This is a genomic window from Sphingobacterium sp. E70 (genome assembly GCF_019285695.1).
GTDB lineage: Bacteria > Bacteroidota > Bacteroidia > Sphingobacteriales > Sphingobacteriaceae > Sphingobacterium > Sphingobacterium detergens.
The window spans coordinates 3,402,769-3,429,028 of sequence record NZ_CP079104.1 but is presented as its reverse complement, the minus strand read 5'-3'; the positions used below and the strand labels follow the sequence as shown (position 1 = coordinate 3,429,028).

The 26,260-nt window shown below is 37.6% G+C and carries 27 protein-coding genes, 5 tRNA genes and 3 pseudogenes; 13 read left to right on the top strand and 22 right to left on the bottom strand.

Going from position 1 to position 26,260, the window contains the following annotated elements; translation table 11 throughout:
• Positions 1 to 10 precede the first annotated feature (10 nt).
• The 3 genes and pseudogenes from KUH03_RS24235 to KUH03_RS24225 all read right to left on the bottom strand — a co-directional run bounded on the left by KUH03_RS24235 (position 11) and on the right by KUH03_RS24225 (position 2,785).
• The gene (locus KUH03_RS24235) at positions 11 to 2,044 is read right to left on the bottom strand and encodes a TonB-dependent receptor (RefSeq protein WP_257097270.1); all 2,034 of its coding nucleotides are present in this window, start codon (positions 2,042 to 2,044) and stop codon (positions 11 to 13) included.
• Positions 2,045 to 2,058: 14 nt separating this feature from the next.
• Positions 2,059 to 2,247 (bottom strand): annotated as a pseudogene (locus KUH03_RS24230) (TonB-dependent receptor plug domain-containing protein); the annotation flags it as partial.
• A 91-nt stretch (positions 2,248 to 2,338) separates the two neighbouring features.
• On the bottom strand, positions 2,339 to 2,785 hold the full coding sequence (locus KUH03_RS24225) for a carboxypeptidase-like regulatory domain-containing protein (RefSeq protein WP_257087197.1): 447 nt from the start codon (positions 2,783 to 2,785) through the stop codon (positions 2,339 to 2,341).
• A 749-nt stretch (positions 2,786 to 3,534) separates the two neighbouring features.
• Between KUH03_RS24225 and KUH03_RS24220 the strand changes: the two genes are divergently transcribed.
• Positions 3,535 to 3,849, top strand: a complete 315-nt coding sequence (locus KUH03_RS24220; RefSeq protein WP_257087196.1) for a Ran-binding zinc finger domain-containing protein — start codon at positions 3,535 to 3,537, stop codon at positions 3,847 to 3,849.
• Positions 3,850 to 3,913: 64 nt separating this feature from the next.
• On the opposite strand, the gene KUH03_RS24215 is transcribed toward KUH03_RS24220, so the two are convergent.
• The 5 genes from KUH03_RS24215 to KUH03_RS24195 form a co-directional block, all read right to left on the bottom strand.
• Positions 3,914 to 3,983: transfer RNA gene (locus KUH03_RS24215), tRNA-Met, on the bottom strand.
• A 57-nt stretch (positions 3,984 to 4,040) separates the two neighbouring features.
• Positions 4,041 to 4,113, bottom strand: a tRNA-Met gene (locus KUH03_RS24210).
• Positions 4,114 to 4,169: 56 nt separating this feature from the next.
• Positions 4,170 to 4,242 (bottom strand) — tRNA-Met (locus KUH03_RS24205).
• Between the two features lie 56 nt (positions 4,243 to 4,298).
• A tRNA-Met gene (locus KUH03_RS24200) sits at positions 4,299 to 4,371 on the bottom strand.
• A gap of 58 nt (positions 4,372 to 4,429) precedes the next feature.
• Positions 4,430 to 4,502, bottom strand: a tRNA-Met gene (locus tag KUH03_RS24195).
• Between the two features lie 114 nt (positions 4,503 to 4,616).
• Between KUH03_RS24195 and era the strand changes: the two genes are divergently transcribed.
• Positions 4,617 to 5,495: a GTPase Era gene (era, locus tag KUH03_RS24190; protein WP_223581911.1), complete on the top strand. Its 879-nt coding sequence runs from the start codon at positions 4,617 to 4,619 to the stop codon at positions 5,493 to 5,495.
• A gap of 51 nt (positions 5,496 to 5,546) precedes the next feature.
• Here the strand turns inward: era and uvrC are convergent.
• The 8 genes and pseudogenes from uvrC to KUH03_RS24170 all read right to left on the bottom strand — a co-directional run bounded on the left by uvrC (position 5,547) and on the right by KUH03_RS24170 (position 11,868).
• A pseudogene (gene uvrC / locus KUH03_RS24185) lies at positions 5,547 to 7,401 on the bottom strand (excinuclease ABC subunit UvrC).
• A gap of 173 nt (positions 7,402 to 7,574) precedes the next feature.
• Complete coding sequence (locus tag KUH03_RS49105) at positions 7,575 to 7,766, bottom strand: hypothetical protein (protein ID WP_373564484.1); 192 nt, start codon at positions 7,764 to 7,766, stop codon at positions 7,575 to 7,577.
• Complete coding sequence (locus KUH03_RS49100) at positions 7,736 to 8,368, bottom strand: penicillin-binding transpeptidase domain-containing protein (protein ID WP_373564483.1); 633 nt, start codon at positions 8,366 to 8,368, stop codon at positions 7,736 to 7,738. The genes KUH03_RS49105 and KUH03_RS49100 overlap by 31 nt, the downstream gene beginning before the upstream one ends.
• Positions 8,323 to 8,670, bottom strand: coding sequence for a penicillin-binding transpeptidase domain-containing protein (locus KUH03_RS49095; RefSeq protein ID WP_373564482.1), 348 nt, complete (start codon positions 8,668 to 8,670; stop codon positions 8,323 to 8,325). The genes KUH03_RS49100 and KUH03_RS49095 overlap by 46 nt, the downstream gene beginning before the upstream one ends.
• Complete coding sequence (locus KUH03_RS49090; RefSeq protein ID WP_373564481.1) at positions 8,667 to 9,356, bottom strand: transglycosylase domain-containing protein; 690 nt, start codon at positions 9,354 to 9,356, stop codon at positions 8,667 to 8,669. The genes KUH03_RS49095 and KUH03_RS49090 overlap by 4 nt, the downstream gene beginning before the upstream one ends.
• Before the next feature lie 29 nt (positions 9,357 to 9,385).
• Positions 9,386 to 9,610 (bottom strand): transglycosylase domain-containing protein, encoded by a 225-nt coding sequence (locus KUH03_RS49085; protein WP_373564480.1) that lies wholly within the window; start codon positions 9,608 to 9,610, stop codon positions 9,386 to 9,388.
• A gap of 515 nt (positions 9,611 to 10,125) precedes the next feature.
• Positions 10,126 to 10,605 carry a 2-C-methyl-D-erythritol 2,4-cyclodiphosphate synthase gene (gene ispF, locus KUH03_RS24175; protein WP_223581907.1) on the bottom strand — a complete coding sequence of 160 codons (480 nt, stop codon included), beginning with the start codon at positions 10,603 to 10,605 and terminating at the stop codon, positions 10,126 to 10,128.
• A 444-nt stretch (positions 10,606 to 11,049) separates the two neighbouring features.
• Complete coding sequence (locus KUH03_RS24170; RefSeq protein ID WP_120260175.1) at positions 11,050 to 11,868, bottom strand: glycogen/starch synthase; 819 nt, start codon at positions 11,866 to 11,868, stop codon at positions 11,050 to 11,052.
• A gap of 121 nt (positions 11,869 to 11,989) precedes the next feature.
• Between KUH03_RS24170 and panC the strand changes: the two genes are divergently transcribed.
• From panC to KUH03_RS49080, 9 genes are all read left to right on the top strand, one after another.
• Entirely contained in the window at positions 11,990 to 12,862 is an 873-nt protein-coding gene (gene panC / locus KUH03_RS24165) for a pantoate--beta-alanine ligase (protein WP_257087195.1), read from the top strand.
• Positions 12,863 to 12,885: 23 nt separating this feature from the next.
• Entirely contained in the window at positions 12,886 to 13,236 is a 351-nt protein-coding gene (panD, locus tag KUH03_RS24160; RefSeq protein ID WP_104383850.1) for an aspartate 1-decarboxylase, read from the top strand.
• Between the two features lie 109 nt (positions 13,237 to 13,345).
• Positions 13,346 to 13,546, top strand: coding sequence for a hypothetical protein (locus tag KUH03_RS24155; protein ID WP_257087194.1), 201 nt, complete (start codon positions 13,346 to 13,348; stop codon positions 13,544 to 13,546).
• Between the two features lie 481 nt (positions 13,547 to 14,027).
• The gene (locus KUH03_RS24150) at positions 14,028 to 14,273 is read left to right on the top strand and encodes a hypothetical protein (RefSeq protein ID WP_257087193.1); all 246 of its coding nucleotides are present in this window, start codon (positions 14,028 to 14,030) and stop codon (positions 14,271 to 14,273) included.
• Positions 14,189 to 16,006 carry a TonB-dependent receptor domain-containing protein gene (locus tag KUH03_RS24145; RefSeq protein WP_257097268.1) on the top strand — a complete coding sequence of 606 codons (1,818 nt, stop codon included), beginning with the start codon at positions 14,189 to 14,191 and terminating at the stop codon, positions 16,004 to 16,006. Before KUH03_RS24150 ends, KUH03_RS24145 begins: the two co-directional genes overlap by 85 nt.
• Positions 16,007 to 16,080: 74 nt before the next feature.
• The gene (locus KUH03_RS24140; RefSeq protein WP_257087192.1) at positions 16,081 to 16,314 is read left to right on the top strand and encodes a hypothetical protein; all 234 of its coding nucleotides are present in this window, start codon (positions 16,081 to 16,083) and stop codon (positions 16,312 to 16,314) included.
• A gap of 135 nt (positions 16,315 to 16,449) precedes the next feature.
• Positions 16,450 to 16,884, top strand: coding sequence for a thioredoxin family protein (locus KUH03_RS24135; protein ID WP_257087191.1), 435 nt, complete (start codon positions 16,450 to 16,452; stop codon positions 16,882 to 16,884).
• Positions 16,885 to 17,277: 393 nt separating this feature from the next.
• Positions 17,278 to 17,667: a hypothetical protein gene (locus tag KUH03_RS24130; protein ID WP_257087190.1), complete on the top strand. Its 390-nt coding sequence runs from the start codon at positions 17,278 to 17,280 to the stop codon at positions 17,665 to 17,667.
• Positions 17,668 to 18,449: 782 nt separating this feature from the next.
• Positions 18,450 to 18,548: a hypothetical protein gene (locus KUH03_RS49080; RefSeq protein WP_373564479.1), complete on the top strand. Its 99-nt coding sequence runs from the start codon at positions 18,450 to 18,452 to the stop codon at positions 18,546 to 18,548.
• Positions 18,549 to 18,719: 171 nt separating this feature from the next.
• Here the strand turns inward: KUH03_RS49080 and KUH03_RS24120 are convergent, their stop codons facing one another.
• From KUH03_RS24120 to KUH03_RS24095, 6 genes are all read right to left on the bottom strand, one after another.
• Positions 18,720 to 19,103: a hypothetical protein gene (locus tag KUH03_RS24120; protein WP_257087187.1), complete on the bottom strand. Its 384-nt coding sequence runs from the start codon at positions 19,101 to 19,103 to the stop codon at positions 18,720 to 18,722.
• Positions 19,104 to 19,377: 274 nt separating this feature from the next.
• Positions 19,378 to 20,559, bottom strand: coding sequence for an outer membrane beta-barrel family protein (locus tag KUH03_RS24115; protein WP_257087186.1), 1,182 nt, complete (start codon positions 20,557 to 20,559; stop codon positions 19,378 to 19,380).
• 250 nt (positions 20,560 to 20,809) lie between these two features.
• A complete protein-coding gene (locus tag KUH03_RS24110) occupies positions 20,810 to 21,736 on the bottom strand; it encodes a hypothetical protein (protein ID WP_257087185.1) in 927 nt (308 codons plus the stop codon).
• Between the two features lie 276 nt (positions 21,737 to 22,012).
• Positions 22,013 to 22,504, bottom strand: a complete 492-nt coding sequence (locus KUH03_RS24105) for a hypothetical protein (RefSeq protein ID WP_257087184.1) — start codon at positions 22,502 to 22,504, stop codon at positions 22,013 to 22,015.
• Positions 22,505 to 22,945: 441 nt separating this feature from the next.
• Positions 22,946 to 23,209 carry a hypothetical protein gene (locus KUH03_RS24100; RefSeq protein WP_257087183.1) on the bottom strand — a complete coding sequence of 88 codons (264 nt, stop codon included), beginning with the start codon at positions 23,207 to 23,209 and terminating at the stop codon, positions 22,946 to 22,948.
• Complete coding sequence (locus KUH03_RS24095; protein ID WP_257087182.1) at positions 23,188 to 23,703, bottom strand: hypothetical protein; 516 nt, start codon at positions 23,701 to 23,703, stop codon at positions 23,188 to 23,190. Before KUH03_RS24095 ends, KUH03_RS24100 begins: the two co-directional genes overlap by 22 nt.
• Positions 23,704 to 24,541: 838 nt before the next feature.
• Between KUH03_RS24095 and KUH03_RS46580 the strand changes: the two genes are divergently transcribed.
• On the top strand, positions 24,542 to 24,955 hold the full coding sequence (locus KUH03_RS46580; RefSeq protein ID WP_306429133.1) for a nitrilase-related carbon-nitrogen hydrolase: 414 nt from the start codon (positions 24,542 to 24,544) through the stop codon (positions 24,953 to 24,955).
• Between the two features lie 80 nt (positions 24,956 to 25,035).
• A pseudogene (locus KUH03_RS49075) lies at positions 25,036 to 26,183 on the top strand (NAD+ synthase).
• Positions 26,184 to 26,260: the final 77 nt, after the last annotated feature.

Here is a 26,260-nt window from a genome sequence, read left to right as displayed (position 1 = left end):
GTTACATTCCTTAACCTAAAAAAGACGCATCTTCCAAATATCTAGAAGATGTTTTATTGGAACCACTGTTGTTATTATAGGAAGCCACTGGGTGTGTCGCTTCGGTATTAGTTGGTGACCATCTCGACCAACCATCAGACAAGACCATCTGATTATAAGAAGGGTATGCTCCATCCGAATCAAATAGTTCTCTACCCATATTGTAAGCATATGCCCCATGTAAATAGGAAAAAGTAGCTGTCAGGGAAATCCCCTTATACAAAAAGCTTGTATTTATACCGCCTTGATATTTAGGAGTCGAAGTACCCACAAATTGCAAGGTTGCTTTATTATAGTTCGACGTAGTAGAAATTTCGCCAGTGTTCGCATCCACAACTTCCCATAAAGGTGCACCATTTTCCTCATTAACACCGGTCCATTTACGCATATACCAAGAGTCTATATCACGGCCTTCCGAATAACGTTTGTTCCCAGCAGGTACATCTGTACCATCTTTAAGATTTTTCACTCTATTTTTATTGGTCGCCCAATTAGCTCCTATGTTCCATTGAAATGGACTTTCTGGATCGAGTACTCGTGCATTAATAGCTAACTCAAGACCTTTATTATTAATAGACCCAATATTATACCAATAACCTTCCCACCCAGCAGTAGCAGGAAATCTCACATAGGAAAGCAGACCATCCGTATTTTTATTGTAAGCATCTACCGTTAAATCTATTCGATTAAATAAACCTAACTCTAACCCTAAATTGACATCTCTAGACTTCTCCCAACTAACATTTCTGTTATTATACTGATTAGGAATAGCAGCTGGTTCACCATTATACTGTCCGTTCAATCCATAAAGTGAATATGATGCATAGAGTGAAGTCGGTGTATTACCCACTTCGCCATAAGAAGCTCTCAATCTCAACAGATTAATTTGATCTACATGAAAGAAATCCTCTTTATAAATATTCCATGCTCCACTCAAAGCGAAGAAACCACCATATCGATTATTTGCACCAAAACGCGACGCACCATCTATCCGATAAGACCCTTGAAAATTATAACGTTCGTCGTATTTATAATTTACTTGAATAAGGCCCGATTGAAACGCATAATCATTTTTCGTACCGGATTGAGATAGGAAATTGGCTGCATTATCTATAATTTTAGAACCACCAGATATACCTTTACCAGCCGCACCTACACTCGTATATACATAATCCGAATATTCATATGCCGCTAATGCTGACACTTCGTGTTTACCAAAGTGTTCATTATACTTCAACATTTGATTGAAAAATCGAGTAATACGCTTATCTGAAAATTGAGATACAGAACCTTTGTTTTCTAGACCTGAATTTGATTTAGGATCGGTATATGACATCGTAGTTTGATTATAGTATGCCAAACTATTCATAGACTCAAATGTAAATCTATCCGAAATCTTTAATGAAAAATCAAGATTAGATTGCATATCAAATGTTTGGCCTTCTCCATAATTGTATTGAAGATCATATAGATAATTATTATTATCTCTACCATACCAAAGCATCATCATCACCTTAGTATTTTTCAGAGAACCATCGGCATAAAAAGGCGTATCCCAAGGCATATTAAGATACATGTCATACAATGAATGTTGACGATCTTTATAGCTTGTGTAGGACGCATTAATCTTCGGTTTAAAGGTAAGGTTCTTCGTTAATTTATGTTCGATATTCAGTCTTCCTGTAAGCCTATTATAATCATACCCTTTTACAGATCCTTTTTCATCGTAATAATTCCCACTTGCATAAATAGATGTTTCTTCTGTTTTACCCAAATAGTTGGCACTAAAGTCATTAACTCCGCCATTTTGAGTACCATTAGCCAACCAATCGAAATCAGTCTTCAAAACATCAGAGTTTATACTATTAGGTATTGCATTTTGATTATTAAAGGATTGATAAAGATCCCACATCTGTTGGGAATCCATCACTTTAAATTTCCCTGGATTAAATTTTGAAATCCCTGAAGATAAATTGAAAGAAAATAGATGCTCTCCGGGCTTCAGAGCTCTTTTGGTCGTTACAACGATAACACCACTAGCCCCCTAGAACCGTATTGTGTAGTTGCAGCAGCATCTTTAAGCACAGATACTGTCTCAATATCATTTGGATTTATATTTGGAGTTCCATGCATAATTACACCATCCACAACCCATAAAGGACTAATATTAGAGTTAATAGAATTTCTTCCCCTAACACGGATGTTTGCATTCGACCCTGGTCTTCAGAACCAGAAACAACGTCTACACCTGCAATTTTACTTTGCAATAAAGTAGAAACGTTAGGTGATTTCACATCTTTTAATGTTTTTGATCGATGGAAACTACCGAAGCGGAAACTTCAGTTTTCTTCTGGCGCGAATACCCAGTTACCACGACTTCTTCCAAAGCTTCGTCATTGGTCTCAAGATTAATATTGACAACAGGACCTGCTACTGTCACTTCTTTTGTTTTGTAACCAATACTATTGATTACTAAAATGTCCCCATTTTTAGCTTCAATGCTAAAACTTCCATCTGCTCCAGCAGATATAGATCGTGAAGTACCTTTGACACTAATGGTTGCACCCGCTAACGGGCCTTCTGTCGATTGTATTTTTCCGTTTATTTTTTGCTGAAAAACAGCATTATTCAACAAAATGTTGTGATCCGGAAATTTAAGACCATTAGCCTCAGCCGAATTACCTGCAATAAGTAGAGCCAATGATAACAGACTCAACTTGTGATTGCTAAGAATCTTTGAAATCATAATATTTTAATAGTTAGAGTTTAAAAATTGATTAGCGCACTAATCAAAATTTAGGTACATGATGCTAAAACTAGAATAAGATATGGGGATATCAAAATTAAACAACAACGAAATCGATTGCGCTATTTCAAACAAACGATTGCATAAACATATATTTATAACACAGTCCACTCGATAATTGAGTCATATATATATGCATGCTTAAAACAGTAGACTATTTTCCAGAAAAGACATGGAGGAAAGAGTTTAAGTATAAAGAGGGGGGAAATTGCAAAAAAATCAAAAGATCGACAACCAGCACACCCAAATCAACTTAAATATTTCATAAACCAACATTTACTATAATAAATTAAGTAAAAAAACATTAATACAAAAAAATATTTAAAACTTAATTATAAAAACTTTTGAAAACAAGAATATTTCTATTAAATTAGAAAAAGAAATATAAACAACATAAAAAAATAAGTTATGAAAAATTTAACAACAGTAAAGATAAGGATAATCATCCTATCGATAACATTATTAAATTTGTTATCCGTACAAGCAAAAACAACAGATCCACCTTTTCGAAAAACAAACCTAACGTTGAGCAATGAATTCACATTATTCCAAAATATACAGACTTACCTAGATCCCACGGGGAATTTACTATCGAAGGTGAAATTTTTTGTCCGACTGCCGCAACATACACCTTCGAGTTTGCATTTACTGGTGTTGGTTCATATATCGGCTATTTATCTGATGGAATATTGAGACCTCAGATAGGTGAAAAGGCAAGAAAGACAGTTACAGCCAATCTTCATGCCGGAACCAACCAACTAAGTCTGAAAGTCCTCTTTTCAAAACCAAATCAAAGTGCTTATGCTAGGCTAGTTATCGATAAAATTAATGGACAGAATTTAGGTTCTGAACAAGGATATGTAGATTTAGTCGCACAAGGGACAAGCCAACTCCAAGATCCTCTTTCTGGCAAAGCATATCATTGGGTATGCAAAAAATGTAATATGATTAATTCAGAAGTGTCAAGCAAGTGCATTGGCTGTGGAACTGCAAGATATAATTAAACTGTTTATCCGACCATAGGAAATGAAAAAAGCCAAGGTTTTCACCTCGGCTTTTTCTTTTAGTAGCGGGACCAGACTCGAACTAGTGACCTTCGGGTTATGAGCCCGACGAGCTACCAACTGCTCCACCCCGCAATGTATTTTTAGTTTCTTTAAAAAGAACCGGTCATTGCAACCGGCTCTCTCTTTAGTAGCGGGGACCAGACTCGAACTAGTGACCTTCGGGTTATGAGCCCGACGAGCTACCAACTGCTCCACCCCGCAATGTATTTTTAGTTTTTTAAAAAGAACCGGTCATTGCAAACCGGCTCTCTCTTTAGTAGCGGGGACCAGACTCGAACTAGTGACCTTCGGGTTATGAGCCCGACGAGCTACCAACTGCTCCACCCCGCAATGTATTTTTAGTTTCTTTAAAAGAACCGGTCATTGCAACCGGCTCTTTCCTTTAGTAGCGGGGACCAGACTCGAACTAGTGACCTTCGGGTTATGAGCCCGACGAGCTACCAACTGCTCCACCCCGCAATGTATTTTTAGTTTCTTTAAAAAGAACCGGTCATTGCAAACCGGCTCTTTCCTTTAGTAGCGGGGACCAGACTCGAACTAGTGACCTTCGGGTTATGAGCCCGACGAGCTACCAACTGCTCCACCCCGCAATATATTTTTGAACAAAATTGCTTTTTCTTTTGAAAAAACAAGATTATGATCCTTCCGAATTGGAGTACAAAGATATATTTTGTTTCTTTGTAATCCTAATAAAATTTAGAAAAATGTCACATAAAGCAGGATTCGTAAGTATCATCGGAAAGCCAAATGCTGGTAAGTCCACCCTAATGAACGCTTTAGTAGGTGAAAAGATGTCTATCATCACACCTAAAGCGCAAACGACAAGACACCGCATTATCGGTATTGTAAACGATGAAGACCATCAAATTGTGTTTTCCGACACACCGGGCGTCATCAAACCAAACTATTCTCTACAGGAATCAATGATGAACTTTGTCCAGGGATCGCTTATTGATGCGGACATTATTTTATTTGTGACTGATATCCACGAGAAATACGATGAGAATGACGTATTGGAAAAACTGCGTAAGACGAACTCTCCAGTAGCTGTCCTGATCAACAAAATAGATAAATCTTCTGAAGAAGAAGTAAAAGCCAAAATCGAGTTCTGGCAAGAGAAACTAAATCCAGATACGATCTTTGCTATTTCAGCCAAATTGGATCATAATGTAGCGGCTGTCATGCAGTACATCAAAGATAAGTTGCCGATCCATGAAGCTTACTACGAAAAAGATGAACTGACAGACAAGTCCATGCGCTTCTTTGTTTCTGAGATGATCCGGGAGAAAGTATTCAAATTATACGACAAGGAGATTCCTTACAGTACCGAAGTCATTGTTACATCCTACAAAGAGGAAGCAAATATCACCCGCATCGCCGCAGAGATTATTGTCGAACGTGATTCACAAAAAAACATTATTATAGGCAAAGCTGGTGCAATGATTAAGAAAGTAGGTACCTATGCCCGTCAGGATATCGAAGAATTTATTGACGGAAAGGTTTTCTTGGAACTCTTCGTTAAGGTAATCCCTGATTGGAGAAGCAAAAAGAACTACCTTAAACGTTTTGGCTATGACGATTAATTGAGTATTGAGATAGTAGAATTGAGTATTGAGATTTTGGTTGTGCAAGTCTTAGCTCGATAAGCTCGTTTCACTAAAATATACACGAAGTGCTTTAATCTGTTTCAGATTAAGCACTTTTTTAGGTCCTCATCTGAAGCTTCTTTCACCCTTTTTACCGATTTAAATTCAGTCAATACTTTTTCCACGGTTGTCTTTCCGATTCCAGGAATATTTTCCAGTTCAGAGACAAAGGTCTTCCGACTACGCTGATTACGGTGAAAAGTGATCCCAAAGCGGTGAGCCTCATCACGCAGATGCTGGATTATTTTTAAGGTTTCCGACTTTTTATCTAAATACAGCGGATATTGGTCTCCGGGATAGAAAAGTTCTTCCAGTCGCTTGGCGATACCGATAACTGTTACTTTACGTTCTATCCCCAATAAACGCAAACTCTTCAATGCCGCACCTAATTGCCCTTTACCGCCGTCGATAATAATCAATTGAGGCAATGGCTGATCTTCGTCCAATAATCTCCTGTAACGCCTAAAAACTGCCTCCTCCATGGTCGCAAAATCGTTTGGCCCCTCCACTGTTTTCACATTAAAATGTCTATAATCTTTTTTGAAGGCTTTGCATCTTTAAATACCACGATAGCCGATACAGGATAATTTCCTGGATATTGGAGTTATCAAAACATTCGATATGCTGTGGCAACACATTCATGCGAAGATCTTTCTGCATCTGTTTTAAAATACGTTCCGTACGAATATCCGGATTCAGCTTTTCATATTGCAACAGGCGTTCTTTTCTGAAAAAAGCCACATTTTTCTGAGACAGTTCCAACAACTTTTTCTTCTCGCCCAGTTTGGGAATCGTAAAACGTATCCGCTCATTTTCCTCGATATCCAATTCAAACGGAACAATAATCTCCCGCGACAGGCTTTTGAACCGTTCCCGTATTTCAGGTATCGCCAGTGACAGCAATTCCTGCTCGCTCTCGTCCAAACGGCGCTTCATTTCCAGCGTCTGTGTCTGAATAATAACACCATTCATTACCTTTAGATAATTTACAAAGGCATATCCGTCGTCTGAGGCGATACTAAATACATCCACATTGGTAATCGAAGAATTAACTACGGTCGATTTACTCTGATAATTATCCAGTTTATCGAGTTTCGCTTTAATCAATTGTGCTCGTTCAAAATCCAGTGAAGCTGCTGCTGCTGCGATACCTTCCTTTAACCTATTGGTGACGACAGAAATCTTACCATTTAAAATATCCTTAATATCGCTCAAATTTTGATCATAATCTTCCTCAGACTGATAGCCTTCACAAGGCCCTTTACAATTCCCAATCTGATATTCAAGACAAATCTTAAATTTTCCCTTTCGGATATTCTCCTGCGTAAGCGCAAGGTTACATGTCCGAAGCGGAAATAACTCACGGATCAGATCCAGTACGATATGCATCATACTTACAGAAGGATACGGCCCATAATAACGGGAGCCGTCCTTAATGTATTGCCTGGTCCAAAAAAACACGAGGAAAGGGTTCGTTCTTGATGACAATCCATGGATAGGTCTTGTCATCTTTGAGCATAACATTATATTTTGGCTTATGTTTCTTGATTAGTGAATTCTCAAGCAACCAAGCATCAATTTCGGTATCTACTATAGTAAAAGAAATACGATTGATCTTACGAACCAAAACACGGGTCTTACCATTCAACTGATTTTCATTGACAAAATATGACCCTACTCGGTTACGAAGGTCTTTCGCCTTACCGATATAGATCAATTCATCATGTTTATCAAAATATTGATAGACTCCCGGTCGATGAGGTATCTTCTTTAATTCTTCTCTATAGTCAAATGTCAAAACTTTAAAATTAAAAGTAAAAAACGAACACAGCCTATAAGCCATAGGCTTATCGAACTAGCGCCCTTATGCTTTAATCTTTGAAAAACAAGCTTGTATAACCAAAGTCTCCATACTCAGATCTGAAAAGTCAAAACAAGAAAGTGAAAACAGCTTGTAAGTCTCAGGTTTGTCCAACCAAAATCTCAATACTCAATTCTACTATCTCCATACTAAAATTAAAATCCCAAACGATCATCCTTGAGTTTCGGATCCTCCTTGCTACTTGAGTCTGTAGATCCATCTTCGACATCAGAGCCACCACCGCCCCAATACTGGTTACAGTCAATGACACGGGTCAGTCCACCCTGAGGTTGTTCGAAATCACCTTTTGTATATTTTAAATTTGAATCTTTATAGACTTTTTGCATAAAGAAAGCAAACACCGGCATCGCTGCAGCAGCCCCTGCCCATATTCCATTCGGTCAAAACTGATTCCCCGATCTTCTGCCCCTGTCCAAACACCGGTGACCAGTTCTGGTGTGATACCAATAAACCAGGCATCGGAGTTATCATTGGTTGTACCCGTTTTACCGCCAATCGGATTGGTGAGGTTATATTTCCATTGAATACGTCGAGCCGTACCCTGAGATACCACTTTTTTCAGCATATCCACAATAATATAAGCAGATTCGCTATTCAGGGCTTTCACTACTTTCGGCGCCTTATCATAGATAGGTGTGCCATTTTTATCTTCAATACGTAAAATCGCTGTTGGTTCGATCCAGGTTCCCTGGTTAACGAAAGCAGAATAAGCACCAACCATATCAAAAACAGATGCTTCGTACGCCCCTAAAGAGATGGAAGGATAATTCGGCACGTCACTCGTTATACCCATACGTTTAGTCAATGCAGCTACCTCTGCCGCTCCTACTTCATGTACCAGGTAAGCTGTCGCAAAATTTTGTGAATAAGCTAATGCCTTCGCTAAAGTAATCGGATTTCCTCCTGTGCATTTCCTCTTGGCGTCCAACCATTGTAAGTTTGTTGGTAATTCGGAATACTATAACAAGGTGAATAACCATTATCGATAGCGACCGCATAAGTAAACGGCTTAGCTGTGGATCCAACTTGTCGTGTCCCCATTTTAACCTGATCGTATTTGAAATGGTCAAAATCAATACCGCCGACCCAAGCTTTAATATGCCCTGTTTTTGGCTCCATGGACATCATTGCATTCCTTAGCATCAACTTGTTGTACTTAATAGAATCCATTGGGGTCATCATCGTATCCTTACTGCCCTTCCAGGTAAAGATATTCATCGGAACCTTCACATTAAAGGCTTTTTGATCTCATCATCGTTCAATCCCTCCTCGCGCAAAATGCGGTAACGATCAGAACGTTTCATTCCACTGATCAACAACTTCGCTTTATCACCTTTGAACGGATCTCTATTTTTCCACTGCGCCGAAAACTTTGATTGTAGCTGCTTCATCCATTCCTTTTGGGCATCCTCAGCATACTGTTGCATCGACATATTGATGGTCGTATAGATCTTTAATCCATCACGATCTAAGTCATAAGGTGTACCGTCAGCTCTGACGATCTTAAGATTAGCAAATTCTTTCTTAATCTGATCTTTTAATACCGCCCTGAAATAAGGGCCTAATCCCTCACCATAGTTTGCGATCTTGAGTTCTAGTCCGAGTGGTTTCTCCTTTGCATTAGATGCTTCTTCCGCTGAAATAAAATTGGCGGCAACCATATTATTTAATACCGTATTACGACGTGTTTTTGATTTCTCAGGAAATCTCACCGGCGAATAGGCACCAGGGCCTTTCAGCATCCCGACCAAGAGTGCAGCCTGGTCAGCAGTCAGCTTATCTGGCGTAGTATTGAAATAGGTCCGCGCAGCAGATTTTATCCCAAACGTATTGTATGCACCAAAATCCACTGTATTAAAGTACATCGTAACGATTTCGTCCTTAGTATAATTTCTTTCCAGGCGAACCGCTGTCACCCACTCTTGAAATTTCTGAATGATACGTTTTAGAAAGTTTTTCTGACGGCCATCAGAAAAAGATTAAGCGCCAACTGTTGTGTTATCGTACTTCCCCCTTGCTTATTGCCCGTCAGCGTATGGAAAATAACCGTAAACGTACGGGAATAATCTATCCCTGAATGATCATAAAACCGTTTACTCTGTAGATACGAGCGCTTTAACCAGATACGGCGATAATTCACTGTATTTAACATTCGACCGGTTCTGTACATAATAAGTCCCTAATACTTTATGATCATCCGTAATGACTTCAGACGCTAAATTGCTTTTGGATTTTCCAAATCGCTAAACGAAGGTAATTTTCCGAATAACCCAAGACGTATACTCAATATAAATAGGAATCCAAGGGCTACAATGCCAATGATGATCTTCCAAAAATTGAACGTATATCGTTTAATATCGCCTTCAGTAAGTTGATTTTTTTTTTGATACTCGTTTCATCTATTTACTAAATTTCATGTGCAAATATTATTCACCTATGCTTGTTTTCATTGGCATTTATGAATGTGCTGCATTTTGTATTTAAAGGCTACATGGAATATCCAATCTTTTGATCCGTATGTATCTTTTTTAATTGGATATTTCGCTATTCCCTCTTACATAGACCTCAATATGATTTTAATGTCCACTCTATCAGATAGTGTGCCAAAGAATGCTTCATGGCAAAGGTATTACTAATTCATTCAAAAGTGTACATTAAACCATGAAAATGTTTGCCTATCCGACATTAAACACGTTCAATTAAGCAGACAGCGTAGGCGACAACCCCCTCTTGCCGACCAATGAAACCCATTGTTTCGTTGGTCGTTGCCTTAATGGAGATATCATCTATATCTAGACCGGTCACTTCCGCTAATTTGATCTTCATTTGAGGAATATAAGGTTTGATCTTGGGTGCTTCAAGGCAAAGCATGGCATCAATGTTACCGAGTTGGTATCCTTTGGCCTGAATCAACCCCATACACTCTTTCAACAACAGCAAGCTACTAATCCCTTTCCAACGCATATCTGTATTGGGAAAATGATACCCGATATCTTCCAAGTTTGCTGCGCCCAAAATGGCATCACAGATAGCATGCACCAACACATCAGCATCCGAATGACCAAAAGCTCCAGCATGATGCTCCAATTGTACACCACCAACAATAAATGGGTGTCCTTCTTTTATCTGATGAACATCAAACCCAAATCCTACCTTAATTTTCATTGTTATAATTATATTATGAGCATACGTTTTTCAACGTAATAAATAAACTCGTTCTATGCCGTTTATCCTGTAATAGCATACTAGCATACTTTCCATCTTAAGCTGGTTATTTGCCCCAAGGGCCTATCTACGCTTATGACGCTTCGTTGCTACGAAGATACCATTTTAGTGCCGATATTTTGAACTGGAGTTTTATTATCGGGCATTGTGTCCCTGTAAGAATACGAAGCGTTAAGAAATGTATTAAAATCACCAAAGACCAGGAAAATCGACCATAAGTTCTTTCCGACCAATAAACCAAGCCTAGCAAGCTCATGGATATCTCAATAATAAAATGCAATAAAAACAGACAATTCAGAAAAAGCAAAAGGACTATTTCATCGGAAATAGCCCTTTTAATAATTTATTGTCTGTTTGTTTTACGCAGATCCTCAAGAAAAGGGTCTATGCTTCCACTTCTTCAGGCGCGAACTGATCATACACCTCTCCGAAAGCATCATAGTCCTGATCACCGTTAGGCTCAAAAACCTGAATATCTTTGGATCTCGCGAAATCAACAATCTCAGTATTGACATTTTCATCAGCTACGACAACCATATCCGTAAAATGTAATGCACCTTTATAGATTGCTTCATAACTACCATCGCCGTACACTTGTGCATCTGCAGCTTTAAAAGCACCCTCTGGTGCCATTTCAGCATACTTTGAACCCAATGTGCCTTTAAATTCTTCGTTAAACAAAGAATACATCACTTTTGCATCCTTAAATGTAGGATCATCTTTATACGTTGTTTTCACGTAAGCAGGTACCAAAGCAGAGAACCAGCCATGACAGTGTACTACATCGGGCGACCAGCCTAATTTCTTAACAGTTTCTAACGCTCCTTTACAGAAGAACACCGAACGCTCATTATTGTCTGCAAAGAATTCGCCATGCTCATCACTAAAAACTTTTTTACGCTGAAAGTAGTCCTCGTTATCCAAGAAATACACCTGCATCCGAGCTGCAGGCAGTGAAGCTACTTTAATAATTAGCGGATTATCATTATTATCCACAACAATGTTCAAGCCTGAAAGACGAATCACCTCATGCAATCTATTTCTACGCTCATTGATATTCCCAAAACGAGGCATCAAGATACGGATTTCAAAACCCTTCTCTTGCATCGCTTGAGGCAGTTGACGTGTAATTTCAGAAATTTTGGTTAATTCGAGGAAAGGCGACATCTCGTGAGTAATAAACAATATCTTCGTTTTTGCCATCTCCAGTTATTTTTATTTATTATTTTCGAACAGTAAAATCGGTCTACAAAGGTACAAAAAAATACTTACCATGCAATTTACTATCAATCATCGTTTTATATTCCCAAAATAATATGCAACTTTGCGAACAAAAACTATTCAGCAAAGTGGAAATTTTCAAAACGAAAGCATCCTCCAAGCACATCTCCAAAAAGCACGCTCGGCAGGTAAAAAGATAGCCTTGATCCCCACCATGGGAGCACTTCATGAAGGACATTTATCGTTATTAGATTATGCGAAACCCATTAGTGATATTCGTGTTTGTAGCATTTTTGTTAATCCTACACAGTTTAATGACCCCAAAGACCTAGAAAAATATCCGCGTCCAATTGAAAATGACATCAAGCTTTTGGAATCCGTCGATTGTGACATTTTATTTATGCCAAGTGTAGAAGAAATGTATCCCGACCAAGATGAAAATTGGCATATTGATCTTGGTGAATTGGATCAAATCTGGGAAGGTGAAAAACGTCCGGGTCATTTTCAGGGTGTAACACAAGTGGTCTATAAATTGTTCACCTTAGTACAGCCCGATATCGCCTGTTTTGGACAGAAAGACTTCCAACAAGTGATGGTCATCAAACGCATGATCGAGATCAAAGATCTTCCGATCCAGTTGGCAATCTGTCCCATCATCAGGGATCAACATGGCTTAGCACTGAGTTCACGGAATATGCGCCTGAGCGAAGAAGGAAAAACAAAAGCTCTGGCACTTTCCCGTTCATTACAATATGTGAAAGATCATATTTCGGACAATGCCGGATTACAAGAAATTAAGAATAATGCTTTAGCGATTTTGACAGATACGGCGGGAGTAACCGTCGAATATTTTGCAATCTGCGAAAGCAGTTCCTTACAAGAAGTCCAACAGATTGATCCAAGCAAGCAACATGTTGCGCTGGTCACAGCATGGGTAGAAGGTGTCCGTCTTATTGATAATATGATATTAGCTTAATAAAAAAATTCTACCTTTGCGCCATGGTAATAGAAGTAATGAAATCCAAGATTCACCGCGTGAAAGTCACACAGGCGGAATTGAATTACGTGGGTAGTATCACGATAGATGAAGATTTGATGGACGCTGCAAATATCATCGCTAACGAGAAAGTTCAAATCGTAAATAATAACAATGGGGCCCGTCTGGAAACCTATGTCATTCCAGGACAACGCGGATCGGGCACGATCTGTCTAAACGGAGCTGCAGCACGTCTAGTGCAGGTTGGTGATATTGTTATTATTATTTCATATGCTACAATGGATTTTGAGGAAGCGAAGCAGTTTAAACCATCTTTAGTATTCCCGGATGACAACAATCATTTGATCAGATAGTATTGAGCCACATGCGCAATACTTAATAATAATTTTATCAAGTATACTTATATACTGCTAAATAAAAATTGTATTTTTGAAGCGTTACTCTAACAAGTAGCGCTTTTTTATGCAATCGAAAATAACAAGAAATCTGCGTCAGCTTATCGCATCATTCCAATTGGCTTTGATGTCGCTGATTATTCTTTCGGGTGTTATTTTTATGCACAAAGAGGTAAAATCAAATGGGGAAATCGTGATGCACACGCACCCTTATGATTTTACAAAAAAGAAAAACCACAAGAGACCGACGATCAGATCGATTATCTGAATGTCATTTATCAAAACAATTACGTACAGACCGATTTCATTATTCTCGAGCTTCCTATACCAAAGGAAATTCAGCTAACGGATTATTGTTCGATCTGCCCAGAAGTTACCAACATCACAAGCAGTCCCTATTACCTCCGGGGCCTCCTAGCTTAGCATAACACAATTCATTTTTATTCTGACGTACATCCAGTAAAATAGGTTAAGACAACGCTTTTAGCACTTGTCGTTGTATCTATTTTCAGGTTCGCCGGAACGGAATTAAAGGCTTTGGTTTCAATAGACCATAAGTACAAAAACCGATGTCTTCATTTTAAAAAAGAAAGTGGAAGAATTCCGCTCATATACTTATATCATAGCATCTTAGCAAGTTTCAAGACGAAGGCATGCCCTAGCGATACAATACACCTAATGGACTAGATATGAAAGACTAGTATCTACACCTAAGGCAAAAAAGTATACCCTATGGGAGCTACAAGCTTGTGCAGCCAAGATCTCAATACGAAATACTCAATACGATAAAAATGCTAAAGCAATACACGTTACTGGCTACACTATTGGCCGGAACATCCTCAATATATGCACAGTCACCACTAGAAGGATATTTAATCAATAAAAACCGGGAAGCCATTGCTTCGGGGACATTAGCTATAAAAATAGCAAATCAGCCACCACATCGGACGCTGATGGACACTTTAAATTCAACACCGTTGTTACCCCAAAAGTAACGTTAAATATCTCCGCCGTGGGCTATCGTTCGCTGACGAAGGTAGTCGCTTTGGATACCTTAAAATCACCATTACAGATCCAGCTCGAAGAAGACAACCTTAATCTCGATGAGGTGGTGGTCTCCGCAACCCGTTACGGTGTAAAACGCAAGGATGCACCTGTTGTAGTCAATGTCATCGGCCCCAAACTATTTAATGCTACACAGTCTGTAGCGATGTCTGAGACCCTGAATTACCAGCCCGGCGTGCGCGTGGAAAACAATTGTCAAAACTGTGGTTTTTCACAAGTTAGGCTCAATGGTCTGGAAGGCCCATATTCACAGATATTGATTAACAGCAGAGCTGTATTTTCGGCGTTAAACAGTGTCTACGGATTGGATCAGATCCCCACCAGTATGATCGACAGGATCGAGGTCGTACGTAGTGGCGGTTCAGCACTTTTTGGAGCCAATGCCATTGCCGGAACCATTAATATCATTACAAAAGATCCCGTCGAAAGTGATTGGCAGGTAAAGTCCACCAATTCACTGATTGGAGGCAAAAGCTGGGATAATACCGTAGACTTCAATACATCCCTTGTTGCTGAGGACCTAAATACCGGTGCAACATTTTATGGTATGCACCGTAATAGAGAATCCTATGATGCCAATGGGGATGGGTTTTCGGAGATCACCAAGCTTCGAAACACCACCTTTGGCACCAAATTATTTTACAAACCAAGCGACCTCGATAAAATTACGGTAGATTTTAGCACCGTCAATGAATTTCGTCGTGGCGGAGACCAACTCGATAAAGCTCCGCACCTGACCCAGATTACCGAACAGTTGCAAACCAGTTCTATCGTTGGTGGAATTACTTATGACCGTTATTCCGAAGACTTTAAACACAAGATTTCGGCGTATGGTTCCGTCCAGAAAACCGTTCGTGATAGTTATTATGGCGGACTTGGTGGCGGGACAACACTAGCAGACAGTACGCTAGCATCCAATTCATATGGAAAGACAAACGATATTGCACTGGTTGTAGGAAGTCAGTATACCTACAATTTTGAAAAAGATGTGTTTACTGCAGGTGTGGAGTTCTCCTACAATGACACACAGGATGAAATCCCCGGTTATAAGCGGACAATTGATCAGCAGAATAAAGGATTGGGAACCTATGCTCAATACGAATGGAAGCCCTTTGAGACATTTAAAACCCTGATCGGTGCACGATACGATTATACCTATGTCGATGGCAAATACAGCTTGGCTGGGATAAACCGCAGTTCGGATCAACGTTTCGGAACATTCAGCCCACGGTTAACGATCCTATATGATCTGACAAAAGATCTACAGTTTAGAGGTGGCTACGCACGTGGTTTCAGGGCCCCACAGGCATTTAACGAAGACATGCACGTGACTTCCATTGGTGGCAACCAGGTATTTGTCCTGATCGGTGAAAACTTGAAAACAGAATATTCCAATGCCTATACCGGGTCGTTTAGTTACAATAAGAATTTTGGAAATGTACAAACGAGTTTTCTAGTTGAAGGTTTCTACACCGACCTCAATAATCAGTTTGTCAATGTCATGGCCTCAGAAAAAGATGGCCTAATCATTCAGGAGATGCAAAATGGCGAAGGTGCACGTGTATATGGTTCCAACATTGAAATCAATGTTGCTCCGTCATCGTGGTTATCGTTTCAAGCTGGTGGAACAATCCAACGCTCGCGTTATAAAAAGACCAGCTGATCTACGAAGGTAAAGACGATTCGCACGATATCTGGACAAAGCAATATGTGCGTACGCCCAATGTTTACGGCTATATGAATACAAATCTGAAAGCGACGAAGCGGTTCGCTGTCGACCTGACAGGAGTATATACAGGCAAAATGATTGTACCACATATCCAGCAAGATATCATGACGCTCAAAAACGCACGTGATTTTGTTGAATTAAATCTTCGTCTGGGCTATACACTACCTGTGCACAAGGATTTTAGTATCGAATTTTTTTGGTGGCGTACAGAATATGTTCAACGCCTTTCAAAAGGATTTTGACAAAGGTGCATTACGGGATTCAGACTACATCTATGGTCCTACACGTCCACGAACATATACCTTTGGTCTTCGGGTAGGACATTTTCATTAGGACATGCGTACTGGGACAAATTTCCCATAAACAAAAGGAGAACAATGAAATATTTTAGGAAAATAAGCACCCTGATGATCAGCTTACTTTATCCGCTCTTCCATTTTGGGCAAGAGCGGATAAATTGGGTCAGCTTTGAACAGCTCGACTCCCTGCTGGCTGTAGCACCACGGGAGACCCTAATTTTTATCCATACCGATTGGTGCAGCTATTGCCGAAAAATGGAACGGGAAATATTTACAAAGCCGGATCTTGTTACAGTAATCAATAAAAGTTACTACGCGGTCCAACTGGATGCAGAATCTGTGCAGGAAATTACCTTTGATCAGAGCATTTGGAAAGCAAAATCCGCAAAAAAAAGAACTGGACAATATCATGCGCTGGCCTTACAGCTATTAAGTGGAAAACGAATAATTTTCCCGAGTATTCTTCGATTTGACAAGGAATTTCGCTTAAAAATATACAACAAAAATACCTGAACTCAAAAGAGTTAAATGATTTTTTAGAATAATTTAACATATTTGTGTAGCGAAACCAAGCGATAGTGCGTTTTGAGTTTTATAATTAATACACACTTTAAGAAATTATGAAAAATATCACGAAATTTTTAATGGCATTTTTGTGTCTGGGAATGATCTTCGCGTCTTGTAACAAAGATAACATCGATTATGATGAGTTGAATAGACAACAAATAGAAGCTGCCAGAAAAGAAAAAGCGTAGAGATTCACTTTTAAGAATTCAAGCTCCTCAATTAGAGCAATATGCTAAAACCAAATGGGGTTCAGACGCAAAATATTCTGATTCTACAGGCATTTGGTACAAGGTCGAACTTGCAACGGGCAATACAACCCCTTATACTTATACTGGAAGTATGGGTTACTATGGACCTCAAATAAATACATGGTCTGCAACTTTAAATTTTAGAGGCGAATTAATGAACGGAACTCTATTTGACAAGAATACAGATGGCATTCCTAAAGTCTACAATAATATTAGTCAAGCTATTTCTATCTACAAACAAGCTTGGGTTCAAGCATTTGCTCCTACGATTATTAATATTCAAGGCCAGGATAGAAGATTTGAAGGCTTATTACCTAAAGGATTACAAAAAGGTGATAAGATTAGTTTTATTTCCCCTTCTTACTACACTTTTGATCAAACAGAATACACTGCTGGAAGCGAAAAAGTAACTGTTCCTAAAAACACGCCAGTGGTATATACAATCGATTTGGTAGCTATTGGAGCTGCAACTTCTAATTAATAAAATAGATAATTTATGAAAACCATTCTCATGTTGAGAATGGTTTTTTTGAACACCTCGATGCTATAGTACAAATGCTGTTGCTATCAAAAATTTAGTTGAAGTACTAAGTAATGATCACAGCACAATTTTGTCTAATATTTCGATCTGCCAACGAATGTTAATTACTGTATCAAAATGTTAATTATTGAAGTAACAGCACATGAAAACAAAAAATAATATACATTTGCTAGAGACCATTTTTAAAATCAAAATGTTTTTTTAAAACCATCAAATAACACTATGAAAAAATTCTTATCGCCATTATTTCTAGGAATCGCAGCTCTTGCTTTATTTACTGTTAGTTGTAGTAAAAGCGAAGATGCTCCTGTTTATGACGCAGAGGGGCAATTTAAGACGGATTCTACATTGCTTAAAAATTATGTTGACAGCAAATATCCTAATGCACAATACGATTCAGAAAAGGGAATTTGGTATGAAATTTTAGCCGAAGGCGAAGGAAATTATCAATATAAAATCGTGGACACTCTAAATGCCAAACTCTTTAAAGTTCAGCCAACTGTAAAATATACTGGTAGACTATTAAATGGCAGTATTTTCGACCAAACCGAAACTGATAAAACAGCGAGCTTTGAGATCCTCACCAATACCGGTTATTATTATCCTTTTGAGAGCACGATTATACCTGCTTGGACATTTGCCTTTGCACCAAAGAAAATTGGCGACTTGAAACTAGGGGACTTACCGAAAAAGGACTTCAAAAGGGTTCCAAGATTCATATTATGGTTCCTTCTAAATGGGGTTATGCAAACCGTGCAATGGGAAAAATTCCAGCTAATTCTCCTTTAGATTTTGTTATCGAAGTTGTAGATATAAAATAATCTACTCACTAATAACTACAGAGTCCAATTACCAATGGCCTCTGTAGTTTCTTATTCATATCGATATAAACGATAACCTATTCTTTTATTACACCTAGCAGATAATAAAAAAATTCTCGTACTTCTACTAAATAGGCTTTCTTATCTTCAAATTGACTTTTAACCCTTCACCTACATAACTAGCACCTCCACCTTTAAAAGCCCCCATTTTACGTAGTAAAAATCTAACTTTCCTCCCTTCATATATACTATTGGGTAAATGAAGTCAAAGCTATTGCCAGCATTTGTTACAGGCCCATTGAAATATGGCCCAACTCCAACTTCAGTACTGCTCTCGTAATTTGCTTTTATCCAAATAAAATTACCATCTTCCCCTGTTGGAATATACCTAATAAAAGCCTTAAACTCTATTAAAGAATTTCTACTAGGATCATTGGGATCATAATAATAACCAGTCTGTGTATTTGAATACAAATCCGCAGGAGCAAAGACCCCGCCTTGAAGTTCATTACTGCTACGGAACAAGGTAATGTTACCTGGGAGAACATTTGACATTCCAGAAACAGGCTTTCTACTTGAATCGAAAGATAATATATCAAATTTAACCAGACAATACCAATTACCATCTGCTCCTTTCGTGCTTCCATGATCTTTGAAGCCACAACCCGATCTGAACTATTTGCCAAATATAAAGGTTTGTTAGTTGGGGTTCCTTCGAGCGGTAATTGGTTTTGTTGAGAGAAGCTCTTAAATGAGATCAAAACAAACAAAAAAATACAAAATTTTTCATTAATTAAAATTTAAATTGTTATTAATACTATTTTATAAACTAGGATTTCAAATTTTGAAACTTATAAGTGATATTCAATAGAAAATATCTTCCAATCAGATTTGACCTAGATTCCCTCCTAATCAAGAAATCATTTTTCAAAATCTTGTTTTGTCTCATCTGATTAAACAGGTCAAAAATATTTAAACTGGCCTCTAGCTTGCCTTTAAAATACTTCTGAGATAGCGTTACATCTGTACGGTTATTTTCAAATGAAATTCCGGACGAGTTGATGACATTATAGTTATTACTAATCTCCAAATTAAAAAGAGCAAAATAATTCAGCTTAGCTGTTGTTGAAATGGATTGACTCAGCGTCCGAAAAGTACTAGAAAGTTGATTTTCCTCTGCGCTTATAAAGCTATTGTGATTTAAAGAAAGGTTGTACAAGATATTTGCAGAGAATCCTTCTCGATAATAAAAGGTATTTATATTAGCAGAATACGTAGTTGATTTATCTGAAAAACTCTTATCATTTATGTACCTATCTGTTGCGCTAATAGAATAAGATAATCCGTTTTGCAGGTTTAAATTCGGTATAAAAAGATTGTTTTTAACATAAGTTAATACTAGATTGGAATTTGGACTATTCGTGTTTTTAGAATTAGCATATGATAATAATCTAATCCCTTTAATAAAATCTACTCCCGAAATAGTAGTATCGTTCTTCAAAACAGATAGGTTTTCTATAATCTTATTTCTATTTAATGAAGTTGAAAAGCCTAGATTTAAATTATCAGCGTTTTTAAGTTGATAGTTGGAACTCCAGTTAAAATTAAATACAGATTGATTTTTCAGATCGGGGTTACCAATACTAGAATAATTGTCAGACAATGTTACATTTGTCGGATTTTTTTGGGAAAGCGTAGGATAAATAATTACTTTTCCAAAAGTAAACGTGTTATTTAAACGGGACTTTAAACCTCTAACTATCAAAGAAGAATTATACAATAGGCCTTTGTTCCGCATTGTTGATTTGTGTTCTAAATCATTTTCAAATTTATTGTTCGATCTTTCATAATAAATATTTGTATTAAAATCAAACTTAGATTTTGACCACCTAAATGTTGTCCCAATATTTTGAATTTGATTTTTCAGTTTAACCTCTACCGATTCTGCGGAATTTATTTGATTTGTTGATACAGCATTTGAGCGATTAAGATTATAATATACGTCTCCCAAAAAACCTTGCTAAAATTAAATTTCAAAGATATTTTACTTTGAATATAATCGCTTTTACTGCGACCGGATAAGCTATTGAAAATACTGTCATTTTGATAATTATTCTCATTGACGGATTTGTTTTGTCCAAACGAAGTGCTTGTAACCAAAAAGAGCTGATTTTTATAAAGCTTATAACCAACATTTATTCCTCCATTGTAACCCTCTATTTCAGACGAATCATTCGAAAGAAAATCGTTAGCGGTATCATTTAAATTACTATTACTACTCTTGAATCTATCTTTTGAGCACTCAATGTTACATCAAAATAAAACTTATCGAACACCTGGTTTAATGTAGAATTAACGTTAAAGCTTCGATTGAAACTTTTCTGCACTCTTTCAATACCTCCGCCATTTATCGACGCTTGCAATACGGCTAAACTATCAATATAGTAATCTTTGGAAAGCATATTATTATGAGCATAACCAGCCTTTATAGAAAGGTCTCCATTTTTAAACTTCGTTGTATTTTGAACTGAAATCTTACTATTGACCACTTTATTCAAATTTTCCCCAACATCCGCTCCCCAATCCCAAGAATTGTTATTCAAGTTCAAATCAAACAAAGTGGTTGTATTATTTTTGAAATAAATCGTATTGCCAAGAAAGTCGTATTTCTTCCGAAAATTATATTTCATTGCCATATTTCCTAGCACACCAGATATTTTTCCATTAGGCGTACGAAGATCAATTGAATTAATAACAAGATTCTCATTCCCCCAAAACTTATTCAATGGATCTGTATATGGGTCCAAATTAAAAGAAGAGAGGATACTTGAAGGGAACATTTTCAATAATTCAACCGGAGAAGTGAAATTAAAAACTTGTCCATTGACTTTTATAGTTGTCAGTAATTTCCCTTGATAATAAACACCATCATCTTCAAATTTAAAATTAGGATCGTTTTTTAACAGATCATATGCTGTGGAGAAATTTTTTTCTTTTATATCATCTATAGTTATTGTCCTATAATTCCGAGTAATATTGACAGTATCTAAAATATTTTCCTTCAAACTATCTTGTACACTCGAAATCACTCGTGATAAAATACGAGATTCATTTTGACCAAAACTTGATGCGAGAAAAAGAAAAAAGAAAAAAACAAAGAAAACAGCTTTCATATAAAAACGCATCACTACATAATAGATCAGAATCTAATTATTTTTCAAAGAAACAATGCAAGAGGTCACCTTTATCCCAAATCATTCACAATATCTAGAAATTTGTCATCAAGTTACGAAACAGCCCACATTTCGTAATAATAATCACCTTTTGTTATAACTATTGCAAATATAAATCTCAAAAAAATAAAAGGAATTGCTAAAATGTTGTATCTCATTCGATACAAAATCTATTTCGCATATTAAAAACAGAAGCCATATTATCCAAATATGACTTCTGTTTTCTCAAAATTAATTGCTAGGTCGACTTATTACCAAATCAATTTTCAAAGGTTCTTGGCGCGGCCCTAAATAACCGTTAGGATAAGTTTCCATTCTAACATACCAATTCACAAAGCGACCTTTATATGCAGAGATGGAATATATTATATCATATTCATTACCTCCCATATAATTCGGCAAAGGTATACTGTTAGCTCCAGGATTTGGAACTATCCCAATTTGGGTAGCAGTACCATAATTTGCTTTTAACCATATAAAAAAACCATTTTCACCGGTTGGACCATATTGATTATAACATTTATATTTTGACACCTCATTTCTCCCCGAGATATTTGGGTCATAACTTGTGTAGTGGAAACAACGATAATATTGTTTGTTTGCTGGGTCTGAGGACAAGCCGCTATTATCCAAAATGTAAACTGTGTTATAAAACGATGGAGCCTCATCATAATTAGTAATATCAGGTCTATTATTTTTAACATTTAGCGCTTCTAATTTCACAAGACAATACCAATTCCCATCATTGCCTTTTTTAGCTTCAACAATCTTAGTTGCCCTGAAATTATCAGGGAGCTGTAATTAAACGTGGGATTATCAGTCGGAGCTGGACCAATAGGAGCAGAGGTTTGAGCAAATGTTGTAATAGAAAACAACATTAAAAAATAAATAAATAAAGTGTTTTTTCATAATTAACAAAATTTAAAATTATAGCTAGCTATCGCAAATATAGTTCTCTATTATTAAAAAAACAAAACAACATGAAAAAAAAGAAAACAAAAACCAAGACATAGCTATTAAAACGAAATAAAAACAGTAAAAACCACTTAAACAATATTTTTATTAAAAAAAAGAATACATAAAAAACAAAACAAATAATCAAACAACAACCATTTAAACAGAACAACAATAAAATCAGATTATTAGAAATCAACACTTAAAACATTAACAAAATATTCTAACAAACGAAACTGCATTATACTTCCCCTTCACTACTGGAAAATAGGAGCCTGCAATCTGCTCAAAATAACACACTCCAACTAAAACAATAAGTGCATTCCCCAACTTAGGAATCCAGCCGAACGAAATCTTTATACCCGGAATAGGCCGAACATTGGATAAGGCATGATGATCGGATCGCCAGACTATTGGCTCTATCTGCGCTGGAATGGCCGCACCAAATTCTATCACGGCAAACACCAATTGCACATGTGTACTCGTTTCATAACGTCGAATTCGTTGAGCGGGAATAAATGCTGGTATCGCAACGATACCCTCTCCTTTGTGACATCAAATGATACATGAATATCAGTCAAAACCTGGTCTTTAAACTTGAAATTCCGATTGGTTTCCAATCCACCTAATAATTCTAGCCCCCGCCCAGTGACAATACGCGCTCCTCTCCGATGTACTGGATCTGATTTCAAAACCATAGACATGCGGCTCACAAGCCTATTAAAAAAACTTTTATCTGTACATTGAAACAGAATATCCTGTAATCGCTGCTTTAACAGTTTGCAATTCTTCATCGTTCGTCCAAATTCTTGCGCATTTTCTTTCGTCCGCTGAAAACGGGGATCCGTCTCAATTTGTTTTTTTGTTGCGCCAGTCTTTTTACGTACCAACTGTACTCCTGCACTTTCATAAAAGCTAAGATCTCCGATACTTCCTTTTATTTTAATTATTCCAATTTGTCTTGCCATAGCATAAATATCAGACAAGATCCCATAAGCAATGTCCCAAATGTCCCTAAATGGGGTCAAATGTCCCTAAATGTCCCTAAATGTCCACTTGGAATGTAACATAAGAAAAACACCCAACAACCAAACAGTCAACATATTATAAAACATTTTCAGAAAAGAAACAGCACTAACCACAATGTACAGGTAAAAGCAGGTTTCAGTATACGTACAGTATGGATTAAGTATTCATAAAGTATCACTATGGTACCTATGTAATGATAGGACAGCAATCCTATAACACTAGTTCTAACCTGTGATAAATCTAAATGACGATCGAAATGAGTGAATAAGAAAGGTTTTTAAATAACAAAAGCTCGAAGTGGGGAACTCCGAGCTTTACCTAACCAATTATTAACCTAAATTATGAAAAGTTCTTTATATATTATTTTGTATATATCTTTCTGTTTTGATATATCAAAGGTAAGACACATTTCCGTTCATGTCAAGAAATTTAACAGCATTTAACGTTGTTAAAATTATGTTAAAACAATTTAGCACTATATTACAAGCAAACATGATCTTTTCCATCTGCAATATTTTTAATCATTATGCAAGGGAATCGACAGATTAGCATCATCCGTGCGGATCTGGTGCAAAAGAGATAAATAAACACACTAATGGCATGCATGGATTCTTTAAAAAACAGTGATCAATAAAAGAAACACTTTCAATAAAAAGGAATAAATTTGTAGATAGACACTGCAATGTATTAGGATCTACTATCCCGATAATGAGAACCGGAAACCATCCTGTTTTTTCAAACAACCTTGCGGATCTAATAAAAAAAAAATAAATACGGATGAAAATAGCTTTAGCACAATTGAATTACCATATCGGTAATTTTGAAGCAAATACAGCGGAAATAATTCAAGCAATCAACCAAGCCAAAGAAGCATCGGCAGACCTTATCATCTTTTCGGAGCTTGCTATTGGCGGCTATCCCGCCAAAGACTTATTGCGAAGTAAAGTATTTAAGCAACAGTGTAATGAGGCTATTCACCAGATTGCCGCTCACTGTAAGGAAATTGCCTGTATTATTGGAGCTCCGGTCACAAACAGTGATCCCGAAGGAAAGGAACTTTACAATACCGCAGTATTTATCGAACAGGGTGCTGTTCGAAATATCGTAAAAAAGGCCTGCTACCCGATTATGATGTATTTGATGAATACCGTTATTTCGAACCCAACAAGCGTTTCGACTGCATCATATTGAATGGTGTAAAAATTGCCCTGACAGTTTGTGAGGATCTCTGGGACGACGATGAGGGTGGCAACTCCTACGTGGGTGATCCCATGGCCGAACTCCGAAAAGAGGACCCGGATCTTTTGATCAATATTGCTGCCTCACCATTTTCCTACACGCACTTTGATGAACGTGTCAAAGTACTCTCCCGGCAAGTCAAAAAATCCAACCGTCCACTAATCTATGTGAACCAGGTGGGGGCACATATGGATATTATCTTTGATGGCAGATCACTTGCACTTAGTAATGACGGAACAAAGGTTGCCGAATTAAAACGATTTGATAGTGATCTGCAATATGTCACCTATCATCAAAAAAATATTACCTCAACCACGGCATCCATCAAAGATCCGGTAGCTGAAATTGCATTGATCCATGATGCGTTGATCCTAGGCTTGCGTGATTATTTCCGAAAATCAGGTTTCAAAAGAGCGATCCTCGGTTTATCTGGTGGATTGGACTCTGCCTTAGTAGCGGCTCTGGCCTGTGAAGCCCTCGGCGCTGACAATGTGCTCTCCATTTTAATGCCTTCCGTGTACTCCTCAGACCATTCGATCAAAGATGCCTAGATCTGGTGAACAATACGGGATGCAAACACCATATTGTCCCCATAAAAGATATCGCTTCGGCTTACGAGAACACACTTGCCCCTATTTTTGAGGGCTTAAAGCCTGATACCGCAGAGGAAAACATACAAGCTCGTGCGCGTGCGGTTATCTTGATGGCCATATCCAACAAGTTTGGTCATATCCTATTAAATACTTCAAATAAAAGCGAAGCTGCCGTTGGCTATGGCACCTTATATGGCGACATGGCTGGCTCCATTTCGGTTATTGGTGATGTCTATAAATCTAAAGCGTACGACCTGGCACGTTATATCAACCGCGAGCGTGAGATTATCCCCGTCAATACCATCGAAAAAGCGCCTTCTGCTGAATTACGACCTGATCAGAAAGACTCGGATTCACTACCAGAGTACGACCTGCTGGACAAGATCTTATTTGAGTTGATTGAAAATGAAAAGAGCGGTTCCGAAGTTGTAGCAATGGGATTCGAAAAAACGTTAGTAGAGAGAGTAAGTAAATTGGTTAATAATGCTGAATTTAAACGCTTTCAGGCACCGCCAATCCTCCGGATCAGCCCAAAAGCTTTTGGCTCAGGAAGACAGATTCCATTGGTGGCAAAATATCCATATTAATTTTACAATTAGGATTAAACCATATTTATAGTTTTTTGTCTAACATTAGAGAATAATTCCAGTGCATACAGCACAGA

Excerpts from the sequence above, each read along its gene's own strand:
- KUH03_RS24225 (WP_257087197.1), bottom strand. The coding sequence starts at position 2,785 with ATGATTTCAAAGATTCTTAGCAATCACAAGTTGAGTCTGTTATCATTG.
- era (WP_223581911.1), top strand. The coding sequence starts at position 4,617 with ATGTCACATAAAGCAGGATTCGTAAGTATCATCGGAAAGCCAAATGCT.
- KUH03_RS49105 (WP_373564484.1), bottom strand. The coding sequence starts at position 7,766 with ATGCAAAAAGTCTATAAAGATTCAAATTTAAAATATACAAAAGGTGAT.
- KUH03_RS49085 (WP_373564480.1), bottom strand. The coding sequence starts at position 9,610 with ATGTACAGAACCGGTCGAATGTTAAATACAGTGAATTATCGCCGTATC.
- ispF (WP_223581907.1), bottom strand. The coding sequence starts at position 10,605 with ATGAAAATTAAGGTAGGATTTGGGTTTGATGTTCATCAGATAAAAGAA.
- KUH03_RS24170 (WP_120260175.1), bottom strand. The coding sequence starts at position 11,868 with ATGGCAAAAACGAAGATATTGTTTATTACTCACGAGATGTCGCCTTTC.
- panD (WP_104383850.1), top strand. The coding sequence starts at position 12,886 with ATGGTAATAGAAGTAATGAAATCCAAGATTCACCGCGTGAAAGTCACA.
- KUH03_RS24155 (WP_257087194.1), top strand. The coding sequence starts at position 13,346 with ATGCAATCGAAAATAACAAGAAATCTGCGTCAGCTTATCGCATCATTC.
- KUH03_RS24140 (WP_257087192.1), top strand. The coding sequence starts at position 16,081 with ATGAATACAAATCTGAAAGCGACGAAGCGGTTCGCTGTCGACCTGACA.
- KUH03_RS24135 (WP_257087191.1), top strand. The coding sequence starts at position 16,450 with ATGAAATATTTTAGGAAAATAAGCACCCTGATGATCAGCTTACTTTAT.
- KUH03_RS24130 (WP_257087190.1), top strand. The coding sequence starts at position 17,278 with ATGGGTTACTATGGACCTCAAATAAATACATGGTCTGCAACTTTAAAT.
- KUH03_RS49080 (WP_373564479.1), top strand. The coding sequence starts at position 18,450 with ATGGTTCCTTCTAAATGGGGTTATGCAAACCGTGCAATGGGAAAAATT.
- KUH03_RS24120 (WP_257087187.1), bottom strand. The coding sequence starts at position 19,103 with ATGTCAAATGTTCTCCCAGGTAACATTACCTTGTTCCGTAGCAGTAAT.
- KUH03_RS24095 (WP_257087182.1), bottom strand. The coding sequence starts at position 23,703 with ATGGCAAGACAAATTGGAATAATTAAAATAAAAGGAAGTATCGGAGAT.
- KUH03_RS46580 (WP_306429133.1), top strand. The coding sequence starts at position 24,542 with ATGAAAATAGCTTTAGCACAATTGAATTACCATATCGGTAATTTTGAA.